Raw genomic sequence first — 16,235 nt, 5'->3', positions numbered from 1 at the left:
GCGATCTCCTCGCGGTCCTCCGCCGTCAACGGTCGTCGCACACTCATCGGCAACCCCTCCCACCTGCACTGTTGCTACGACGGTATGACACCACCAACTGCTACAGCTCTCCACTTGATAGAAGCCCGCCTGTCCAGTGCTGCCGGTGGATCTGGATCCTTATTCTGCAGGCGGTACGGAGAGTCGTGGGGCGTCGCAGCCGGTCTGGTCCATGACGCGGTTGGCGATCAGCACGGATAGACGGATGAGGCGACGGTCGATCTCCGGGGTGATTTCGGGAATCGTCGGGAGAAGACTTACCGAGCGGCGTGCAGGACCAAATCGGCCCGGAGGAGTGGGGTGGGACGAGCATTCGGGGATTGCAAGAAGGTAGTTTTCGTCACCCTCAGGGATTGAACTCGAGTAAATAACGCCTTCAAGTCCGCTCGGGTATTTTCTCAGGAGTTTCACATCTGGATACGACCGAGGGAATTCAGTGGGGTTAGACAACCTTCTTGCTTCAACATTTGAAATGAAGGCCATAATCGATTCCCGCTTCTCGGTATAAACATCACAACTATGTGAATCAATCCTTAGATTCAGATTATCGACCTGCCCATAAGAGCTTGCAAAGTATTCACGTGATTCGGATTTGAAAATTCCGGCAAAATCACTCTCGGGCCTAAAGATCATTAGGCAGAGCGGCGGAATTTTACTGCCGGATTCCTTCTTTTCAGGCTTCACCTTTCCCGTGTTGGAGGATATATAGATGACTGTTGAAATGGCGAAAATAACCAGAATTGCAAATCCGACCATCCGCGCTCGCAGATTTCGCGCACTACTCATTGCTTTCCTCGCCCAAAGTCAAGAACGTCTCTGCCGTGTTCGATTTCATTTTGGACTAAACGCCAGGTAGTGATAGCGTTTCTATGAGTTAACTGCTACAGCTTTCCACTTTATAGAAGCCCGCCTGTGCAGGACTACCGGTGGAGCCCCGTCCTCATTCCGCAGGCGGCACGGGGAGTCGTGGAGCGTCGCAGCCGGTCTGGTCCATGATGCGGTTAGCGATGAGCACGGATAGGCGGATGAGGCGACGATCGATCTCCGGAGTGGAGTCAGCGGTCCGCGCGATAAAGTTCACGGACCGGCGAGTACGCCCCCACTGGTCCGGCAGTGTGGGGTGAGATGGGCATTCCGGAATCGCAAGAGTGTAGAATTTTGCGCCATTAGAGTCAGAGAAAAATGCACCCTCAAGGCCATTTGGATATTTTGCAATAAATTTCCTTTCCGGGATATTCAAAAACGCCTCATCCGGGTCGGAAATATACTCAGCGGAAATATTGGAAATGTAAACCATTAGGTCTTCCAGTTGCCCTGAATTGACATCACATCCATGCACTCCGACCCTCAAGTCCGGACCATTTTCACCACCATGCACGTTTGCGTAATATTTACTCGGCGAAGTCTTGAATATTCCAGTGAAATCATTCTCTGGATGAAATATCCGCAGGCATGCCGACGGAATTTGCACAGCAACCGATTTATTCTTCTGCTGCCTGGATTCTCCCTGACCGAAAGATGCATATACAACAATCGAGAAGACAGTGGCGAGTAGTGCCATCGAAATAATCAACCAGGTCTTCGTATTTATCTTTCTGCTCACTGTTTCCCTCGTCCTGAATTAAGGAAATCCGGGCCTTGTATTATATTATTCTCAACTTCGCTCCAGATCGGCTTCCAAACGTCTTCCTGAGCTCCGCTAGTTTGCGCCCACCGCAGCACAACTTTATTCATCTGGCCATCAAGAACTGCGTTGCGAGTCCGATTTTTCCCGTCGGCGCTTCCTGTGAAACCACCGACGTGGTCGTCGTACCAATTATCGGCGTACATGTTCATCCCGCGCTGAAGGAAATCCCCCAATGGTCCTGGCGCCATGTTTAGGAAGAATCCAGGATAGTGATACATTCTTTTACTCTGCCATAGAATGTCATTCTCATACTGCCCCTTGGCTTCTGCAGCCAGGTCGTTGGCAACCGTGTTCTGCGCTGCGTTAATCACACCAAGAACGCCAGCAGACTCTTTGAGCAAACTCTTCACTGCCTGCAAGTTTTTTTCAACGTCAGGATCATGCCTCATCCGCCTGTCATATGTGTACTCGATACGGTCCAGGCCGGTAGAGAGGTACCCCTGCTCGGCGACCGCCAGCGTCGCAGCCGCATTTGGATCGAATGAAACACCATAGATAGCATTTATAAGGTTCTGTTTATCTTTGAAGTCCGCATTCGCACCCTGGTCCCAGCCGGGAATCGGGGTAATCCCGTGCTTGCTGACCATCTGTCCGTGCACATCGGAGATATAGCCAGCCATCGAATTGGCGACACTGTCCCGCATTTCCGCAGGAATCTTGCCCGACATCTCAGCACTTCCGAAGAAGGTGACAGTGTCGCCCATCACCTTTGCCATGCCCGGGCTGTGCATCGGCACCGGGTCGCTACTCCCGGGAATGTGTCCGGTGGCAGCCGATTCCAACGCCCGGCCCACCGCGTCCTTACTGGCGTACGTCCAGTCTTTGGGTGGCCGTTCCCGGTCGTACTCCTGGGTGCCGTCAGCAATGGCTGGGCGGCCGTGCAGCAAGTACTTCTGGTCGCCCGCGGTAAGTCCGGCGAAGTACTCGGTGGCCGCCTCCGGATTGTTCGCCATCGCGTCCATGAGGCCGGTCATGGGGTCGTAGCCGGCATCGTTCCGGCCGCCCGCCAGGTACGGCGGACGGGCTGCCGTCGTCTTCCACACCGACGGCCCGGCCTGCCTCTCAAAAGCCACCACATCCTTGGCCACATCGTTCAGGAACTTCTTGTCGAACTTCGCCGGCCGCCCGTCCGGCCCGGTGGCGTTGGTATGCATGAGCGCGCCCAGGGTCTGGTACCCATAGCCGTCCGTCCCCCGGCCGCCCTTCTCCCGCCCCGCCTCCTTCAGCCGCGGAAGCCACGTGGGGTCCTGCGCGAGATCGCCGCTGGCAGTCGCCAGGCTGAGCCCCAGTTGCTGCTGAAGCTGGGTCAGGCTGTTCCGTTTGGTCACTCCGTATGGACTGGTGTCCAACGGCCCCGGCGCGATCTTCGACATCAAGCCGACCGCGGTGAGCAGGTTGTCCGGACCGATCCGCTGCATCAGCTCCACGGAGAAGGCTTTGTCGCCCGCGTTGGACTCGATGAGGTAGCGGAGTCCGGTCAGTTCTTCAGGCGTCAGTGTTTCGACCCGGCCCAGCAACTGGACGGCCCGTACCGCGTCCTGATGTGGCCCGGCGCCCAAAGCCTGCGGGCTGTCGAACCGCTTAGGGTCGGCGCCCTTGGTCGACCTCAGCGATGCGGCAGCCGCTTCGTCGGCCGCGGTGGCCAGACGGAGCGCCGTACTGATCCGCTGCTCGAACGCGTGGGCCTTACCGAGGAGTTCATCACGTTTGTGCGCCCAGACCTCATTGGTCTCCACCCCCTCGAAGGGCGGGGTGAAGCCCACCAGCCCCTGCGGCGGCATGATCCACATTCCGGCCGCCTTGACCTCGGTCTCCAACTGGTGGAACGCATCCTGCTGGGTCTTGCAGTCGTTGTAGGCGTCTTCGAGTATCGAGGCGACGGCCTCCGCCTCAACGATCGCCGCAGCGATGTCCGTGACAGTACGCTTGATCTGCTGCTGCGCTAGGGCGACGGATAGCTCTATCCAGCCCGAGCCTACGACCTCGTTCAGCAGCTCACCGGTGGTCCGTGCCTCCAGAGTGCGCAGGCTTCCGGCGATCTCCTTCCAGACCTGGGCTCCGCCCTGGAGGCCGGCGAAATTCGCGTGGGCCAGTTGTTGTACGTCAACCACGGCCCGTCACCTGAGCCTGTACTGGTCTTGGGCCAGGAGTTCAGTCCCGCGCTGACGCTGAGCGTGCTCGCGGAACTGCTGCGCGATGGCCCTGAACTGGTTGATCAGCGTGCTGGTCTGGTCGGGCCACACCCGGGACAACTCCCGCAGCGCGCTTTCCAGCGCCCAGCCGGGGACCCCCGCGGCAGCGGTGGTGGCAGCGCCTTCGGCTTCCTTGTTTCCCGTACGGGCCGCATCCGCCAACCGGTCACTGGTTCCCGCGAACCGATCGAGCTGCGTGGTGTCCACGCACACGTCAGCGGTGGGGCCGCCCAGCCCCGGCAGCAGCGTGTTCGGCCTTGGGGGTAGCGGAGGACGAGGCGTCGGCGTCAGCGCCCCCTGCGGGTCCACCGCCGCCCAGAATCTGACCTGTCGATCGTCCACAGCCACTCCCCCGACCAGCGGTGCTGAATGACGCTTGAAATGATCAAGCACACCGACTGGGAACCCTATGTTCCCGTATGTCACAAGTCAATGACTGGGCGTCAGATCCATCCGCTTCCCTGCCGTCCGAAGAGACCGCCGAGGGTCTTGCCGTGCTCAGGAGTGCCCGAGCTCCTCCGCCGGTGCCGTCTCGTCCACCGACCCCGGCTCGTGGTGCAGCCGGACCGGCTCCACCGCGAACTCGTCCAGCGACAACGGAGCGGCCGGCGGCGCGTCGGGCATGACCGCCGCCTCACTGTGGCCGCCGCAGCCGTACTTGAAGGCGACCATGCAGCCGTCGGACGGGGCGTACTCGTTGGCGCACACGCCGAACGCCTGGCCGAGCGGCCCGCCGATGGTCAGCAGGAAACCGCAGCTGCCACAGTCCGCCGGGGCCGCCTGGGCCATCGGGGTCTCCGGGCCGAAGCGGTCCTCCCAGCGGTCGGCCGCCTCGTCGCGGCCGAGCAGGGACAGCACCCGGGGACGGTCCAGGCCCAGCTCGCGGGCGACCGCGGCAGGCCCGGTGCCGAGCGGCTCCGCCAGGTCGTCCTCGACGGCCGGGGCGTAACCGGGCTCCAGGCGCGGGTCGTGCTCCTTGGTGGGGAGCAGATCACCCACGCCGATGTCACCAGGGCGCAGGCGCTTGCTCCACGGCACCCACTCGGGCGCCAGGATCGCGCCCGAGCCGGGCATGAGCACCGACTCGTCGATAGTGATCAGTTTGGCCCGCGGCGCACGGGCGACGGTTACCGCCCAGTGCCAGCCGCGGTATGCGGGGTCGAGACTGGCGAACAGGTGGGTGACCACGCGGTCGCCGTCCAGCTGCACGCCAAGGTGCTCGCCGACCTGTCCGGCGCCGGCGATGTCCTCGGCGGCGGTGCGGGCAAGCTCTACCGCCTCGGCGGCTAGACGGTCGGGGGTTCTGCTTCGGCTACGGGTCGCGACACTCACGTCAGTGATTCTCTCTTACGCGGGGCGTGTCGTGGGCAGCCCTACCTCGTTGTCTTCACTATTCGCTGTTTTCGGGGCAGGTCGCACGAAGCTGCGGGGGGTCGGTTTGGCCCGTAGTCCGTGGAGATCATCCGCTTTCCACAGGTTGCCCGACCGGTGGATAAGTCGTCCGGCGCGGACGGGCCTAACGGGTGATCCGTACTCTTCGGGGGTCCCACCCGGCAGACTGCTCCAGCGTGGAATCCTGGCCGGTGCCGGGGTGCGCGGCACTGTTGCTTTCCGCAGAGCAGCACCGCGCTCTCCGCAGACCGGACCCGCGGCGGCTGACGCGGTGGGACCGGTCCCCCAAGTGACCGGATACACGCCGCATCCATTGCGGGCCTATGGGCAGGAGTGCCGCGTGACAGACATCGGGACCGGGCCACACCCCGCGGCGAAGGTGCAGGGCAGGACAGTGCACAAGGGACTGGTCCGGCGTGCGGCGGCCGGAACCGGCTCCGCCGTGACCGGGGGCGTGCGCCGACTGCGGGGCGCGGCGAAGTCCAAGGGCGCGGGCGAGAGCGGCCTGGGCCGGCTCATCGAGTTGCACGTGGTCAGCCAGGCCGGGGACGCGCTGGTGACCCTGGCGCTGGCGACCACGGTGTTCTTCTCCGTGCCGACGGACCAGGCCCGCAACCGCGTGGCCATGTATCTGCTGATCACCATGGTTCCGTTCACGTTGATGGCCCCGGTGATCGGTCCGCTCCTGGACCGGATGCGGCGGGGCCGCCGACTGGCCCTGTCGATCACCTTCCTGGCCCGTGCGCTGATGGCCGTCGCGATCGCCCGTTCGGTGCAGCACTCGGATCTGAGTCTGTATCCGGCGGCGTTCGGCGTGCTGATGGCCTCCAAGGCCTACGGCGTGTCGCGCAGTGCCACAGTGCCGCGCGTACAGCCGAAGTCGATGTCCCTGGTGAAGGTCAATTCGCGGATCAACATGTTCGGTCTGCTCGGCATGACCGCGGCGGCCCCGATCGCCGGGCTGCTGAAGTCGACCCTGGGGACGCCGTGGATGCTCTACGCCGCGGCGGCGCTGTTCGTCGTGGGCGCGGTGGTGTCGTTCACCCTCCCGGCGAAGGTCGACTCTGACGAGGGTGAGGACAAGGCGTCCTTCACCGGCGGCACTGCCGGGGCCGAGCACGAGCACACCCTGACCAAACGGCTGCCGCACCCGAATCGGGCCACCGCGTCCAGGAGGCTGCGCAGCGTGGGCCCGGCAGTCGTGCTCGCTCTGTGGGCCAATGCGGCGCTGCGCGGGTTCTCCGGGTTCCTGATCTTCTTTCTGGGCTTCCTGCTCCGGGAACACCCGGTCGGCGGGATGACGGCGGGTGTGGCGACGGCCACGGTGGTCGTCGCGGCGGGGCTCGGAAACGGCCTGGGCACAGTGCTCGGTTCGCTGCTGAAGTCCCGCGCCCCCGAGATGATCATCGTGGGCGTGCTGACCCTGTCAGTCATCGTGACCGCGGCGGCCGCCTGGCACTACGCACTGGTCACGGTGCTCGCGGTGAGCGCCGTCGGCGGCCTGGGCCAGGCACTGGCCAAACTGTCCCTGGACGCGATGATCCAGCGGGACATCCCCGAAGTCGTCCGTACGTCCGCTTTCGCCAGGTCGGAGACCGCGCTTCAGTTCGCCTGGGTGGTGGGCGGTGCGGTCGGTATCGCCCTGCCGTTGGAAGGCACGCTCGGGATGAGCGTCAGCGCGGCGGTGCTCTTTGTGGCGCTGGTGGTGCTGGGCCGCCGCCTCGCCGGGCGGCGGGCGAACGTGAAGCGGTCGCCGGGGATGAAGGTACGCAAGACGATCAGGTGAGCGGACCGGGCGCGTTCTTCCGCTAGATCCCGGGTGGGTTTCTTGCTGCTCTCTGGCGGGTTATTCGCTGTTTCCGGGTGAGTTTCTTGCCGTCATTAGCCCGTACGGACCCCTCGTACGCGCCGAACCGCCCGCCCCGGCGCAGCAACCCCCAACCCGGACGGTAGCCTTCCGATCATGTTGAATCGCCGTCGTTCTGCTATCGCGGGCACCATGCTTTTGGGTGCCGTCGCGCTGACCGGTTGTGACCTGGAGAAGCCCACACCCCTGGTGACACTGGTGAGTGGGACGACGTCGGATCACACCCAGGCCGTTTGCCTCCAGGACAACAAAAAGACGCCGCTCGAACTGGTGTCTGAGGCCTGCGGGGCCGGCGAGGAGGCCTTCAAGCAGGCACCCCACGCCAAGCTGACCCTGGACACCGGTGCCAGCTTCTCCATCGGGGTGGAACCGAAGATGGCTGAAAAGGGCTGGTACATGGCCGTCGAAGGCCACCAACTCACCGAAGTCACCACGAAGACGTACTTCACCGCCCCGTTCAAAATCTCGGACGCGATGTTCTCCACCGGCAAGCCGGTCCGGATCCAGATCGTTGAGCGGGCGAGCGACAAGCCGTTGGATGCCAAGGCCGTCTGGCTGATCGAGATCAACCCGAAGAAGATGCCGGACAAGGAAACCCAGAAGCGGTTGCAGGCGCAGCAACAACAACAGCAGTAAGTGCCGCTCGTGACCCGGCTCCTAGTGGTCACTGCGGTCCCCGTCGAGCGCACAGCGGTGCTCGGCGGGCGGGCGGCCCTCCCCCTTGTGCTGCCGGGTTGTCCGACAGCGCTGCGCACCACAGTCGGCCCGTTGACCGTCGATGTGCTGGCCGCGGGTGTCGGTCCGGCCGCGGCCGCGACCTCGGCGTCGAGCGCCCTGACCACCGCACAGTTGGCCGGGAGTCCGTACGACCTGGTCATCAGCGCCGGAATCGGCGGCGGCTTCGCTCCGGTGGCCCCGCTGGGGACCGTTGTGGTCGCGGACCGGATCATCGCCGCCGACCTGGGCGCCGGGTCGGCAGCCGGTTTCATCCCCGTCGAGGACCTGGGTTTCGGCACGGGTTCACTGCCTGCTTTTGCTGTCATCCGTACGGCTGAACTGCTGCGCGACGCCGGTCTTCCGGTGGTCGTGGGCCCCGCGCTGACCGTGTCCACGGTGACCGGGACGGCCGGGCGGGCCGCCGAACTGCGTGGTGCGTTCGAGGGTGTCGTCGAAGGCATGGAAGGTTTTGGCGTCGCTTCGGCCGCCGAAGCGCACGCGGTGCCCGTCATGGAGATCCGTACCGTGTCCAATCCGGTGGGTCCCCGCGACCGGGAGGCGTGGCGCATCCCCGACGCGTTGAAGCAGTTGACCGCAGTGTTCGATGTGCTGTTTGAGGGGTTCCCGATATGAGTGACCGGCTGTCCATAGCGTTCTCGCCGTGCCCCAACGACACGTTCACGTTCCACGCGTGGGCGCACGGCCTGCTGCCCGGGGCGCCGGGGATCGACGTCACGTACGCGGACATCGACATCACCAACGGCCTTGCCGAGCGCGGCGGGCTGGACATCCTGAAGATCTCGTACGCGCAGCTGCCGTGGGTCCTCGACGAGTACGCGCTGCTGCCGTGCGGCGGCGCGCTCGGCCACGGGGTCGGCCCGCTGGTGCTCGGCCGGGAAGCTGTCTCGCCCGCGGACCTGTCCGGCAAAGTCGTCGCGGTGCCCAGCGAACGGTCCACCGCGTACCTGCTGTTCCGGCTCTGGGCGGCGTCTTCGGTGCCCGGCGGCGTCGGCGAGATCCGTGTCCTGCCGTTCGACCAGATCATGCCCGCGGTGCGTGACGGACTCGTCGACGCCGGACTGGTGATCCACGAGGCGCGGTTCACCTTCCAGGACTACGGCCTCACGAAGATCGCCGACATGGGTGACTGGTGGGAGTCGGACACCGGCCTGCCGATCCCGCTCGGTGCGATCGTCGCCCGCCGGACGCTCGACCTCCCGGCGATCGCCGCCGCGGCGCGCGCTTCGGTCGAGCACGCCTGGGCGGACCCCGCGGCTTCTCGTACATACGTGCTCGAACACGCACAGGAGATGGACCCGGCCGTCGCCGACCAGCACATCGGGCTCTACGTCAACGAGTTCACCCGGGACCTGGGCGACGCCGGTTACGCCGCTGTCCGCGGGCTGCTCGGCCGCGCCGCCGCCGAGGGCCTGGTTCCTGCGGTCTCCGACGAGGCACTGGAGTTTCCCGGCCTGAACTCCCGGCCCGAGTTTCCGGCCTGAAGACCACGATGACCGAAATCATGATCATCCGGGCTGAATAATCATGATTTCGGTCATCGTGGTCTTCGGATCGATTCCTAGATCTTCAGCGGCCTTCTAGGCCTCGATCTGGCTGGCCACCGCACGCAGGACACCCGCCACCTGCGCCGCGGCCTTCTTGTCCGGGTAGCGCCCCCGGTTGAGCCCCTCGCGGACCTGCTCAAGCAACGTGATCAGGTCCTCGACCAGCACCGTCATCTCTTCGGGGTCCTTGCGGGAGGCGATCTTCACCGCTTCGGCCACCGAAGGACGCGGCTCGAGGACGCGCACCGACAGCGCCTGCTCGCCGCGCCGGCCTTCGACGACGCCGAACTCCACCCGGCTGCCGGGCTTGAGCGACTCGACGCCCTGCGGAAGCGCCGAGGTGTGGACGAAGACGTCACCGCCGTCGTCCCGGGAGAGGAAGCCGAAGCCCTTCTCAACGTCGAACCACTTCACTTTTCCGGTGGGCACGAGGACCTCAATCACGTCGGGGCGCGGAGGACAACCTGCTGGTGAGCAGGCACGCGCCACCGACCCCCCTCACCCGTTCAGGCTAGTGGGCGGGGGGCGTCGACCCAACAGGGATATCCCGCCGGATCACCGCGGGGTCGGCGCGTTCTACCCTGGTGCTCGTGCGTACGAACAGTTCAGAAAAGGTGTCCGGTTCCGGCGAGCGACTGATCCGGATCGGCGCGGTGGTCTTCATCGTCGGTACGGTGGCCGCGCTGGCCACGATCACCCCGTTGTTGATCGGCGCGACCGCGCTGCCGACGGGGGTGTACGCGATGAGCGGGCTGATGCCGCTGGGCTTCGCCATGGCGATGGTCGGGCTGGTGCTGCAGGTCAGGTCGCAGAGGCGCCCGACCTCGGTTTGAGCAGGCCGCGCGCTCAGGCGGCCGCGGCCACATAGGCCGCCAGCCACTGCGGGAACTCGGTCAGGTCCGCGAGCACCACGTCCGCGCCGGCCGCGCGCAGCTCCGCCGCGCTCATCGGCCCGGTCGGGACCGACACCGCGAGCGCCCCGGCGGCCTGCGCGCCGATGATGTCGCCGGTGTGGTCCCCGACGTAGACCGTCGCCCCGTGGGCGCGCAGCGCGTCGGCCTTCTCCAGTGCCCAGAGGTCCCCGACGAGCTCGGCGACGTCGAAGCCGAGGTGTTCGACGTGCAGTCGCGCGTTGGGCGCGTTCTTGCCGGTGACGACGAGGCTGCGGCCTCCCGCTTCGCGGACGGCCGCCAGTGCCTCGTGGGCGCCGGGCAGTGCCGTGGTGAAGGGGACGCCGACGGTCGGGTACAGCGCGCGGTAACGGGCGGTCATCTCCACGACCCGGCCGGCCGGGAACCAGTTCAGCAGTTCGTCGGCGAGCGGCGGACCGAGGCGCGAGGTCACCAGCGCGACGTCGATTTCCACGCCGGTCTCGTCGGCCAGTCGCTGATAGACGGCGCCGATGCAGGCACGGGAGTCGATGAGCGTCATGTCGAGGTCGAACCCGACGACCAGACCGCTGCTCCCACTGTCACGGCCGCCGGTGCTGAAAGTGTTTCGAGGTGCCGTAGTCACCCGGTCAGCCTACGTGCCGCCGATGGGCGGACGACCGGCACAGGCGATCCGCTCAAGCGTGGCCAGCTCCCGGCAGGCACGCGCCACGCGGCACCCCAGGACACACTCCGCTACAGAGTGTCATATTGCCCGGGTTGCTTAGGTTAACCTAACCTTATCCCGTGACAGGCACACAGACCCGCGACCACCTCGCGCTGCGCCGCACCCTCCTTGTGGTCGCGGCTGCTGCGCTCCTTGTCGTCGCCTGCCTGCTCTCACTGTCCGTAGGTAGTCGCACGATCCCCCTCGGTACCACGTGGGATGCCCTGTGGCACGGCGGCGACTCCGCCGACGCCATCGTGGTCCGCACCATGCGGGTCCCCCGTACAGTCGTCGGGCTCATGGTCGGCGCGGCCCTCGGGCTCGCCGGAGCGGCCATGCAGGGGCTCACCCGCAACCCCATCGCCGAACCGGGCATCCTCGGCATCTCCACCGGAGCCGCCCTCGGCATCGTGGTGGCCATCGCCGGATTCGGCATCAGCTCGCTGGCCGGATACGTCTGGTTCGGCTTCGGCGGCGCGATGCTCACCGCCGTGCTCGTCTACACCGTCGCCTCCCGTGGCCGGGGCGGGGCCTCCCCGGTGAAACTCGCACTGTCCGGGCAGGCGCTGGCCGCGTCCCTCGGCGCGCTCATCACCACGGTCCTGACGCTCGACCAGAAGACCATGGACGCGTACCGCTTCTGGCTGGTCGGCTCGCTCTCCGGCCGCGACGCGGACGTCGCCCTGCAAGTGCTCCCGTTCCTCGCGCTCGGTGCCGTGCTGGTCCTGGCGACCGCCCGCGGCCTGGACGCGCTCGCCCTGGGCGACGACCTCGCCGCGGGCCTGGGCAAGAACGTCGTACGCGTCCGGATCACCGGCGGCATCGGCGCGGTCATGCTCACCGGCGCGGCGGTCGCCGTCACCGGGCCGATCGGCTTCGTCGGCCTGGCCGTGCCGCACGCCGCCCGCGCGATGGTCGGCACCGACCACCGCTGGATGCTGCCGGCCGCCGCACTGATCGGCCCCGTACTCCTGCTGACCGCCGACGTCGTCGGCCGCGTCCTGTTCCCGCCTTCGGAGGTACCGGTCGGCGTGATGACCGCACTGGTCGGTGTCCCGATCCTGATCGCCCTGGTCCGCCGCCGTTCGGTGGCGGGTTCATGAGCGCCGGTCAGGAGAGCGCCCTGAACCTGAAACTGAACCTGAACCTGAAACTGGAGCCAGAACCGGAACCGGAACTGAAACCGGAACTGAAACCAGAACTCAAGCCGGAACCGGAGCCGGGTCCCGGACTCCTGAAACCCCGCCCCGCGGGCTACGCGCTCGCCCGCTTCGGCGGCGGCTCGTTCCTCCTCCACCGCCGCTCGCTCGTGATGTCCGGCCTTCTGTTGCTCGCGCTCGCCACGGTGTTCACCGCCGCGCTGTGCGTGGGCCGCTCATACGTCGCCCCGTTCGACGCGATCGCCTCCGCACTCGGCCTGAACCACGACTTCGACCTGGTCGTGGGCACCCTGCGGCTGCCCCGCGCGGTCACCGGCGTGCTGGTCGGGCTCGCCTTCGGCGTCTCGGGCGCGCTCATCCAGACCGTCGCCCGCAACCCGCTAGCCAGCCCGGACATCATCGGCGTCACGCACGGTGCGACGGCCGCCGTGGTCTTCCTGCTGATGCTCGGCGTGGACATCTCCTTCTGGGGGCCGGTCGCCGCAGCCGGCGGCGGCATCGTCGCAGCCGCCCTCGTCTATGTACTGGCCTGGCGCAAGGGCCTGCACGCGCAGCGTTTCGTCCTGATCGGCCTCGGCATCTCACTGGGCCTGGCCGCCTTCACCAACCTGCTGCTCACCAAGGTGGACGTCGTCACGGCGCAACAGTCCAAAGTGTGGATGTCCGGCAGCCTGAACGGTCGCGGCTGGGACCACGCGTGGCCGCTGGCAGTCACCCTGCTTGTCGCGCTGCCCTTCCTCGCCTGGGCCGCGCGAGCCGCCCGTACGGTCACATTCGACGATCTGACCGCGACCGGCCTGGGTGTCCGCCTCGGCCGGGTGCGGCTGGGCCTGGCACTGACCGGTGTGCTCATCGCGTCGATGGCCACGTCGGCGGCCGGTCCGGTGGACTTCGTGGCGCTGCTCGCCCCGCAGGTGGCCCGGCGGCTGGCCCGGACCCCGCACATACCGCTCGTGTGCTCCGCGCTGACCGGCGCGGTGATCGTCGCACTGGGCGACATCCTGGCGCGCACCGTCTTCCCGTCGACCGAACTGCCGGTCGGCGTCCTCACCGCGGCCATCGGCGGCCCGTATCTGATGTGGCTGCTGTCCCGCTCGCGTACCGGAGGCAACCTGTGAGCACCGACCGGCTGACCGCCCGGGGGCTGACCCTCGCGTACGACGACCGGGTCGTCGTACGCGACCTGGACGTCGGGATCCCACCCGGCAAGGTCACGGTGATCGTCGGCCCCAACGCGTGCGGCAAGTCCACGCTGCTCCGGGCGCTCGGGCGGCTGCTCAAGCCGGTCGCCGGTGCGGTGCTGCTGGACGGCGCGGAGATCCACCGGATGCCGACCAAGGAGGTCGCCCGGCGGATCGGCGTCCTGCCGCAGACCCCCGTCGCCCCCGAGGGCATCACCGTGGCCGACCTCGTCTCCCGGGGCCGCCAGCCGCACCAGAAATGGTGGCAGCAGTGGTCCGAGGAGGACGAGGCCACCATCGCCGAGGCGATGGACCGGACGGGCATCACCGACCTGCACGACCGCTACGTGGACGAACTGTCCGGCGGCCAGCGGCAGCGGGTGTGGATCGCGATGGCGCTGGCCCAGGGCACCGGTGTGCTGTTGCTCGACGAGCCGACGACCTATCTCGACATCGCGCACCAGGTCGAGGTGCTCGACCTGGTGACCGAGCTGAACCGGCAGCGCGGCCGTACGGTCGTCGCCGTCCTGCACGACCTCAACCAGTCGTGCCGCTACGCGGACCATCTGATCGCGATGCGCGCCGGGGAAATCGTCGCTGCGGGCGCGCCCGCCGACATCATCACCGCAGAGCTGGTGAGGGACGTCTTCCAACTGGACTGCGTGGTGGTGCCCGACCCGGTCACCGGATCGCCGATGGTCGTGCCTGGCATGCCCCGCGGCCACTCCGCCGGTCTGCCTGCCGCGCACGTTTTGTTGCACAGCGACGACGCGGTGCGGCCCGTGACCGTGCCGGAGTCCGCGTGAAGCGGCCCGGCTGTGCCGCGAACGTGCGGGAGCCCGCGTGAAGAAACCCGGCTGTGCCGCGATCGCGCGAACCCTCGGCGAGGCCGCCCGGGGCACCGCGCCGGAGAACTGCGACGCGTGGGTCCTGGTCGAGCATCCGGGCCCGTGGCCGGCGTACGACGCCCCGCCGGGCATCCCGGGCGACGTACTCACCCTGCTCGACCTGCTCCCCGCCCACCGCATCCGGACGCAGCTGATCCGGCGGCCCGGTGCGCGTCGGCCCGTGCCGCCGCACCAGGTCTTCATCTGCTACTCCGGCGGCCCCGGCGGCGAACCGTGGACCGAGACCCGTGAGGTCGCTGACCTGTGCGAACTGCTCGCCCTCGACTGGGAGTCGATCGGCCGGGGAGTACGCCCGCGCTGGGGCGCCGGGCACGCCGAGCCTTTGCTGCTCGTCTGCACCCACGGCAAGCGCGAACGCTGCTGCGCGGAGTTCGGCCGCCCGACGGCCAAGAAGTTGGCCGCGCTGTACGGCGACCACGTCTGGGAGACCACCCACGTCAGCGGTGACCGCTTCGCCGCGAACCTGGTGACGCTGCCGTGGGGCACCTACCACGGGAAGGTCACCGAGGACGTGGCCGCGGACGTCGGCGGCGCGTGCATGCGTGGTGAGGTCTCCCTGGAGCACTACCGGGGCCGCGCCGGTGAACCGGCCGCCGTGCAGGCCGCGGCCTGGTTCGCGCACCGCGCGGCGGATGTGTCCCTGGTGTCCGGTGTCCGCACGCTGTCGCACCTCACGTACCAGGACGGTCGTACGTCCGTCGACGTCGAAGCCGGCGGCCGGCTCTTCCAGATCACCGTACGGACCGCGAAGTCCGGTTGTCCCCGGCTCACTTCGTGCTCGGAGAGCACGGTGGCCGACCCCGACGAATTCGTCCTGGACGAGCTCCTGGAGCTAGGCGCCGCCGGTCAAGCCGCAGATCGCGTACGGGTTTCCCGTACGCGAGGTCATTCGTAGAACCCGTGCGACCCGGCACCGTCCCGCCGCGTCGCGCACCGCGGTAACCAGCTGAGAACCCCCCGAAAGGCACCACCCCTGATGAACATGAAGACACGCACCTCCGTCCTCGCGGTCGCCGCGGGCCTCGCGCTCACGACCGCCGCGTGCGGCTCCTCCGACAGCGCCAAGGACAACAAGGCGACCGGTGGCGAGACCCGCACCGTGCAGTCGGCCAACGGTGAGATCAAGGTCCCGGTCGCGCCCAAGCGGGTGGTGACCCTCGACCTCGGCGAGCTCGACACCGCCGTGACCCTCGGTGTGAAGCCGGTCGGCACAGTCGGCATCCAGGCCGGTCAGGCGCTGCCGGAGTACCTCAAGCCCAAGCTCGACGGCATCAAGCAGGTCGGCGTGATCGGCGCCCCCGACCTGGAGGCCATCAAGAACCTCAAGCCCGACCTGATCCTGGGCAGCAACTTCCGCGACAAGGACCGCTACGACGAACTGTCCAAGATCGCACCGACGGTGTTCACCGTGCAGGTCGGCAAGGAGTGGCTGAAGAACTTCCCGGTCCAGGCCGACGCGCTGAACAAGAAGACCGAGGGCGAGAAGGTCGTCGCGGACTTCAACAAGCGGGCCAAGGAGCAGGGCGCGAAGCTCGGCGACCCGGCCGCTGTCAAGGTCAGCATGCTGCGCTTCATGGCCGGCCAGAACCGGCTGATGGGCAAGGGCAGCTTCATCGGCAACATCTTCGACGCGGTCGGCCTGGGCCGCCCGGCGGACCAGAACGTCGACGCGTTCATGGTCGAGGTCAGCCCCGAGCAGATCGAGAAGGCCGACGGCGACGTCCTGTTCGTCTCCACGTACGGCGACCCGGCCAAGACGGCCCAGGGCAAGGTCATGGACGGGGCGCTCTGGAAGACGCTGGGCGCGGTGAAGAGCGGCAACGCGCACGTCGTCAACGACGACTACTGGATGGTCAGCACCGGCTATACGGCGGCGAACAAGGTGCTGGACGACCTGGGCGGGTTCCTGCCGCCGAAGAAGTAATCCCGGC

At 66.8% G+C, this 16,235-nt stretch carries 17 protein-coding genes; 10 read left to right on the top strand and 7 right to left on the bottom strand.

Translation table 11 applies throughout. The annotated features are described in order from the left end of the window. Positions 1-159: 159 nt before the first annotated feature. From AC0Z36_RS17560 to AC0Z36_RS17540, 5 genes are all read right to left on the bottom strand, one after another. Complete coding sequence (locus tag AC0Z36_RS17560; protein WP_485463852.1) at positions 160-825, bottom strand: hypothetical protein; 666 nt, start codon at positions 823-825, stop codon at positions 160-162. 154 nt (positions 826-979) lie between these two features. Beyond that, on the bottom strand, positions 980-1,642 hold the full coding sequence (locus AC0Z36_RS17555) for a hypothetical protein (RefSeq protein WP_485463851.1): 663 nt from the start codon (positions 1,640-1,642) through the stop codon (positions 980-982). Next, positions 1,639-3,837, bottom strand: a complete 2,199-nt coding sequence (locus AC0Z36_RS17550) for a DUF6571 family protein (protein WP_485463850.1) — start codon at positions 3,835-3,837, stop codon at positions 1,639-1,641. Before AC0Z36_RS17550 ends, AC0Z36_RS17555 begins: the two co-directional genes overlap by 4 nt. Before the next feature lie 6 nt (positions 3,838-3,843). Further along, positions 3,844-4,260 carry a hypothetical protein gene (locus AC0Z36_RS17545; RefSeq protein WP_485463849.1) on the bottom strand — a complete coding sequence of 139 codons (417 nt, stop codon included), beginning with the start codon at positions 4,258-4,260 and terminating at the stop codon, positions 3,844-3,846. A gap of 156 nt (positions 4,261-4,416) precedes the next feature. Then, a complete protein-coding gene (locus tag AC0Z36_RS17540; protein WP_485463848.1) occupies positions 4,417-5,250 on the bottom strand; it encodes a DUF3027 domain-containing protein in 834 nt (277 codons plus the stop codon). Between the two features lie 409 nt (positions 5,251-5,659). On the opposite strand from AC0Z36_RS17540, the gene AC0Z36_RS17535 reads away from it, so the two are divergent. From AC0Z36_RS17535 to AC0Z36_RS17520, 4 genes are all read left to right on the top strand, one after another. After that, complete coding sequence (locus AC0Z36_RS17535; protein ID WP_485463854.1) at positions 5,660-7,096, top strand: MFS transporter; 1,437 nt, start codon at positions 5,660-5,662, stop codon at positions 7,094-7,096. A gap of 213 nt (positions 7,097-7,309) precedes the next feature. Next, positions 7,310-7,813, top strand: coding sequence for a hypothetical protein (locus AC0Z36_RS17530; RefSeq protein WP_485463847.1), 504 nt, complete (start codon positions 7,310-7,312; stop codon positions 7,811-7,813). Between the two features lie 9 nt (positions 7,814-7,822). Next, entirely contained in the window at positions 7,823-8,527 is a 705-nt protein-coding gene (locus tag AC0Z36_RS17525) for a futalosine hydrolase (protein ID WP_485463846.1), read from the top strand. After that, entirely contained in the window at positions 8,524-9,396 is an 873-nt protein-coding gene (locus AC0Z36_RS17520) for a 1,4-dihydroxy-6-naphtoate synthase (protein WP_485463845.1), read from the top strand. The genes AC0Z36_RS17525 and AC0Z36_RS17520 overlap by 4 nt, the downstream gene beginning before the upstream one ends. A gap of 96 nt (positions 9,397-9,492) precedes the next feature. Here AC0Z36_RS17520 and AC0Z36_RS17515 read toward each other — a convergent pair whose 3' ends face one another. Beyond that, positions 9,493-9,888 (bottom strand): cold-shock protein, encoded by a 396-nt coding sequence (locus AC0Z36_RS17515; protein ID WP_485463844.1) that lies wholly within the window; start codon positions 9,886-9,888, stop codon positions 9,493-9,495. Positions 9,889-10,049: 161 nt separating this feature from the next. Here AC0Z36_RS17515 and AC0Z36_RS17510 point away from each other — a divergent pair, with 161 nt between their 5' ends. Next, positions 10,050-10,292 (top strand): hypothetical protein, encoded by a 243-nt coding sequence (locus AC0Z36_RS17510; RefSeq protein WP_485463843.1) that lies wholly within the window; start codon positions 10,050-10,052, stop codon positions 10,290-10,292. A 13-nt stretch (positions 10,293-10,305) separates the two neighbouring features. Here the strand turns inward: AC0Z36_RS17510 and AC0Z36_RS17505 are convergent, their stop codons facing one another. Next, complete coding sequence (locus AC0Z36_RS17505; RefSeq protein WP_485463842.1) at positions 10,306-10,974, bottom strand: HAD family hydrolase; 669 nt, start codon at positions 10,972-10,974, stop codon at positions 10,306-10,308. Positions 10,975-11,135: 161 nt separating this feature from the next. Here AC0Z36_RS17505 and AC0Z36_RS17500 point away from each other — a divergent pair, with 161 nt between their 5' ends. From AC0Z36_RS17500 to AC0Z36_RS17480, 5 genes are all read left to right on the top strand, one after another. Further along, complete coding sequence (locus tag AC0Z36_RS17500) at positions 11,136-12,158, top strand: FecCD family ABC transporter permease (protein WP_485463841.1); 1,023 nt, start codon at positions 11,136-11,138, stop codon at positions 12,156-12,158. After that, positions 12,155-13,333 carry a FecCD family ABC transporter permease gene (locus tag AC0Z36_RS17495; protein WP_485463840.1) on the top strand — a complete coding sequence of 393 codons (1,179 nt, stop codon included), beginning with the start codon at positions 12,155-12,157 and terminating at the stop codon, positions 13,331-13,333. Before AC0Z36_RS17500 ends, AC0Z36_RS17495 begins: the two co-directional genes overlap by 4 nt. Next, a complete protein-coding gene (locus AC0Z36_RS17490) occupies positions 13,330-14,202 on the top strand; it encodes an ABC transporter ATP-binding protein (RefSeq protein ID WP_485463839.1) in 873 nt (290 codons plus the stop codon). Before AC0Z36_RS17495 ends, AC0Z36_RS17490 begins: the two co-directional genes overlap by 4 nt. Before the next feature lie 37 nt (positions 14,203-14,239). Then, complete coding sequence (locus tag AC0Z36_RS17485) at positions 14,240-15,199, top strand: sucrase ferredoxin (RefSeq protein ID WP_485463838.1); 960 nt, start codon at positions 14,240-14,242, stop codon at positions 15,197-15,199. 87 nt (positions 15,200-15,286) lie between these two features. Further along, complete coding sequence (locus AC0Z36_RS17480; protein WP_485463837.1) at positions 15,287-16,228, top strand: ABC transporter substrate-binding protein; 942 nt, start codon at positions 15,287-15,289, stop codon at positions 16,226-16,228. Positions 16,229-16,235 lie beyond the last annotated feature (7 nt).

The sequence above is a fragment of the Kitasatospora sp. UYEF31 genome (assembly GCF_057291755.1).
The sequence above is the reverse complement of the archived record's forward strand: the minus strand, read 5'-3'. Positions and strand labels throughout refer to the sequence as shown.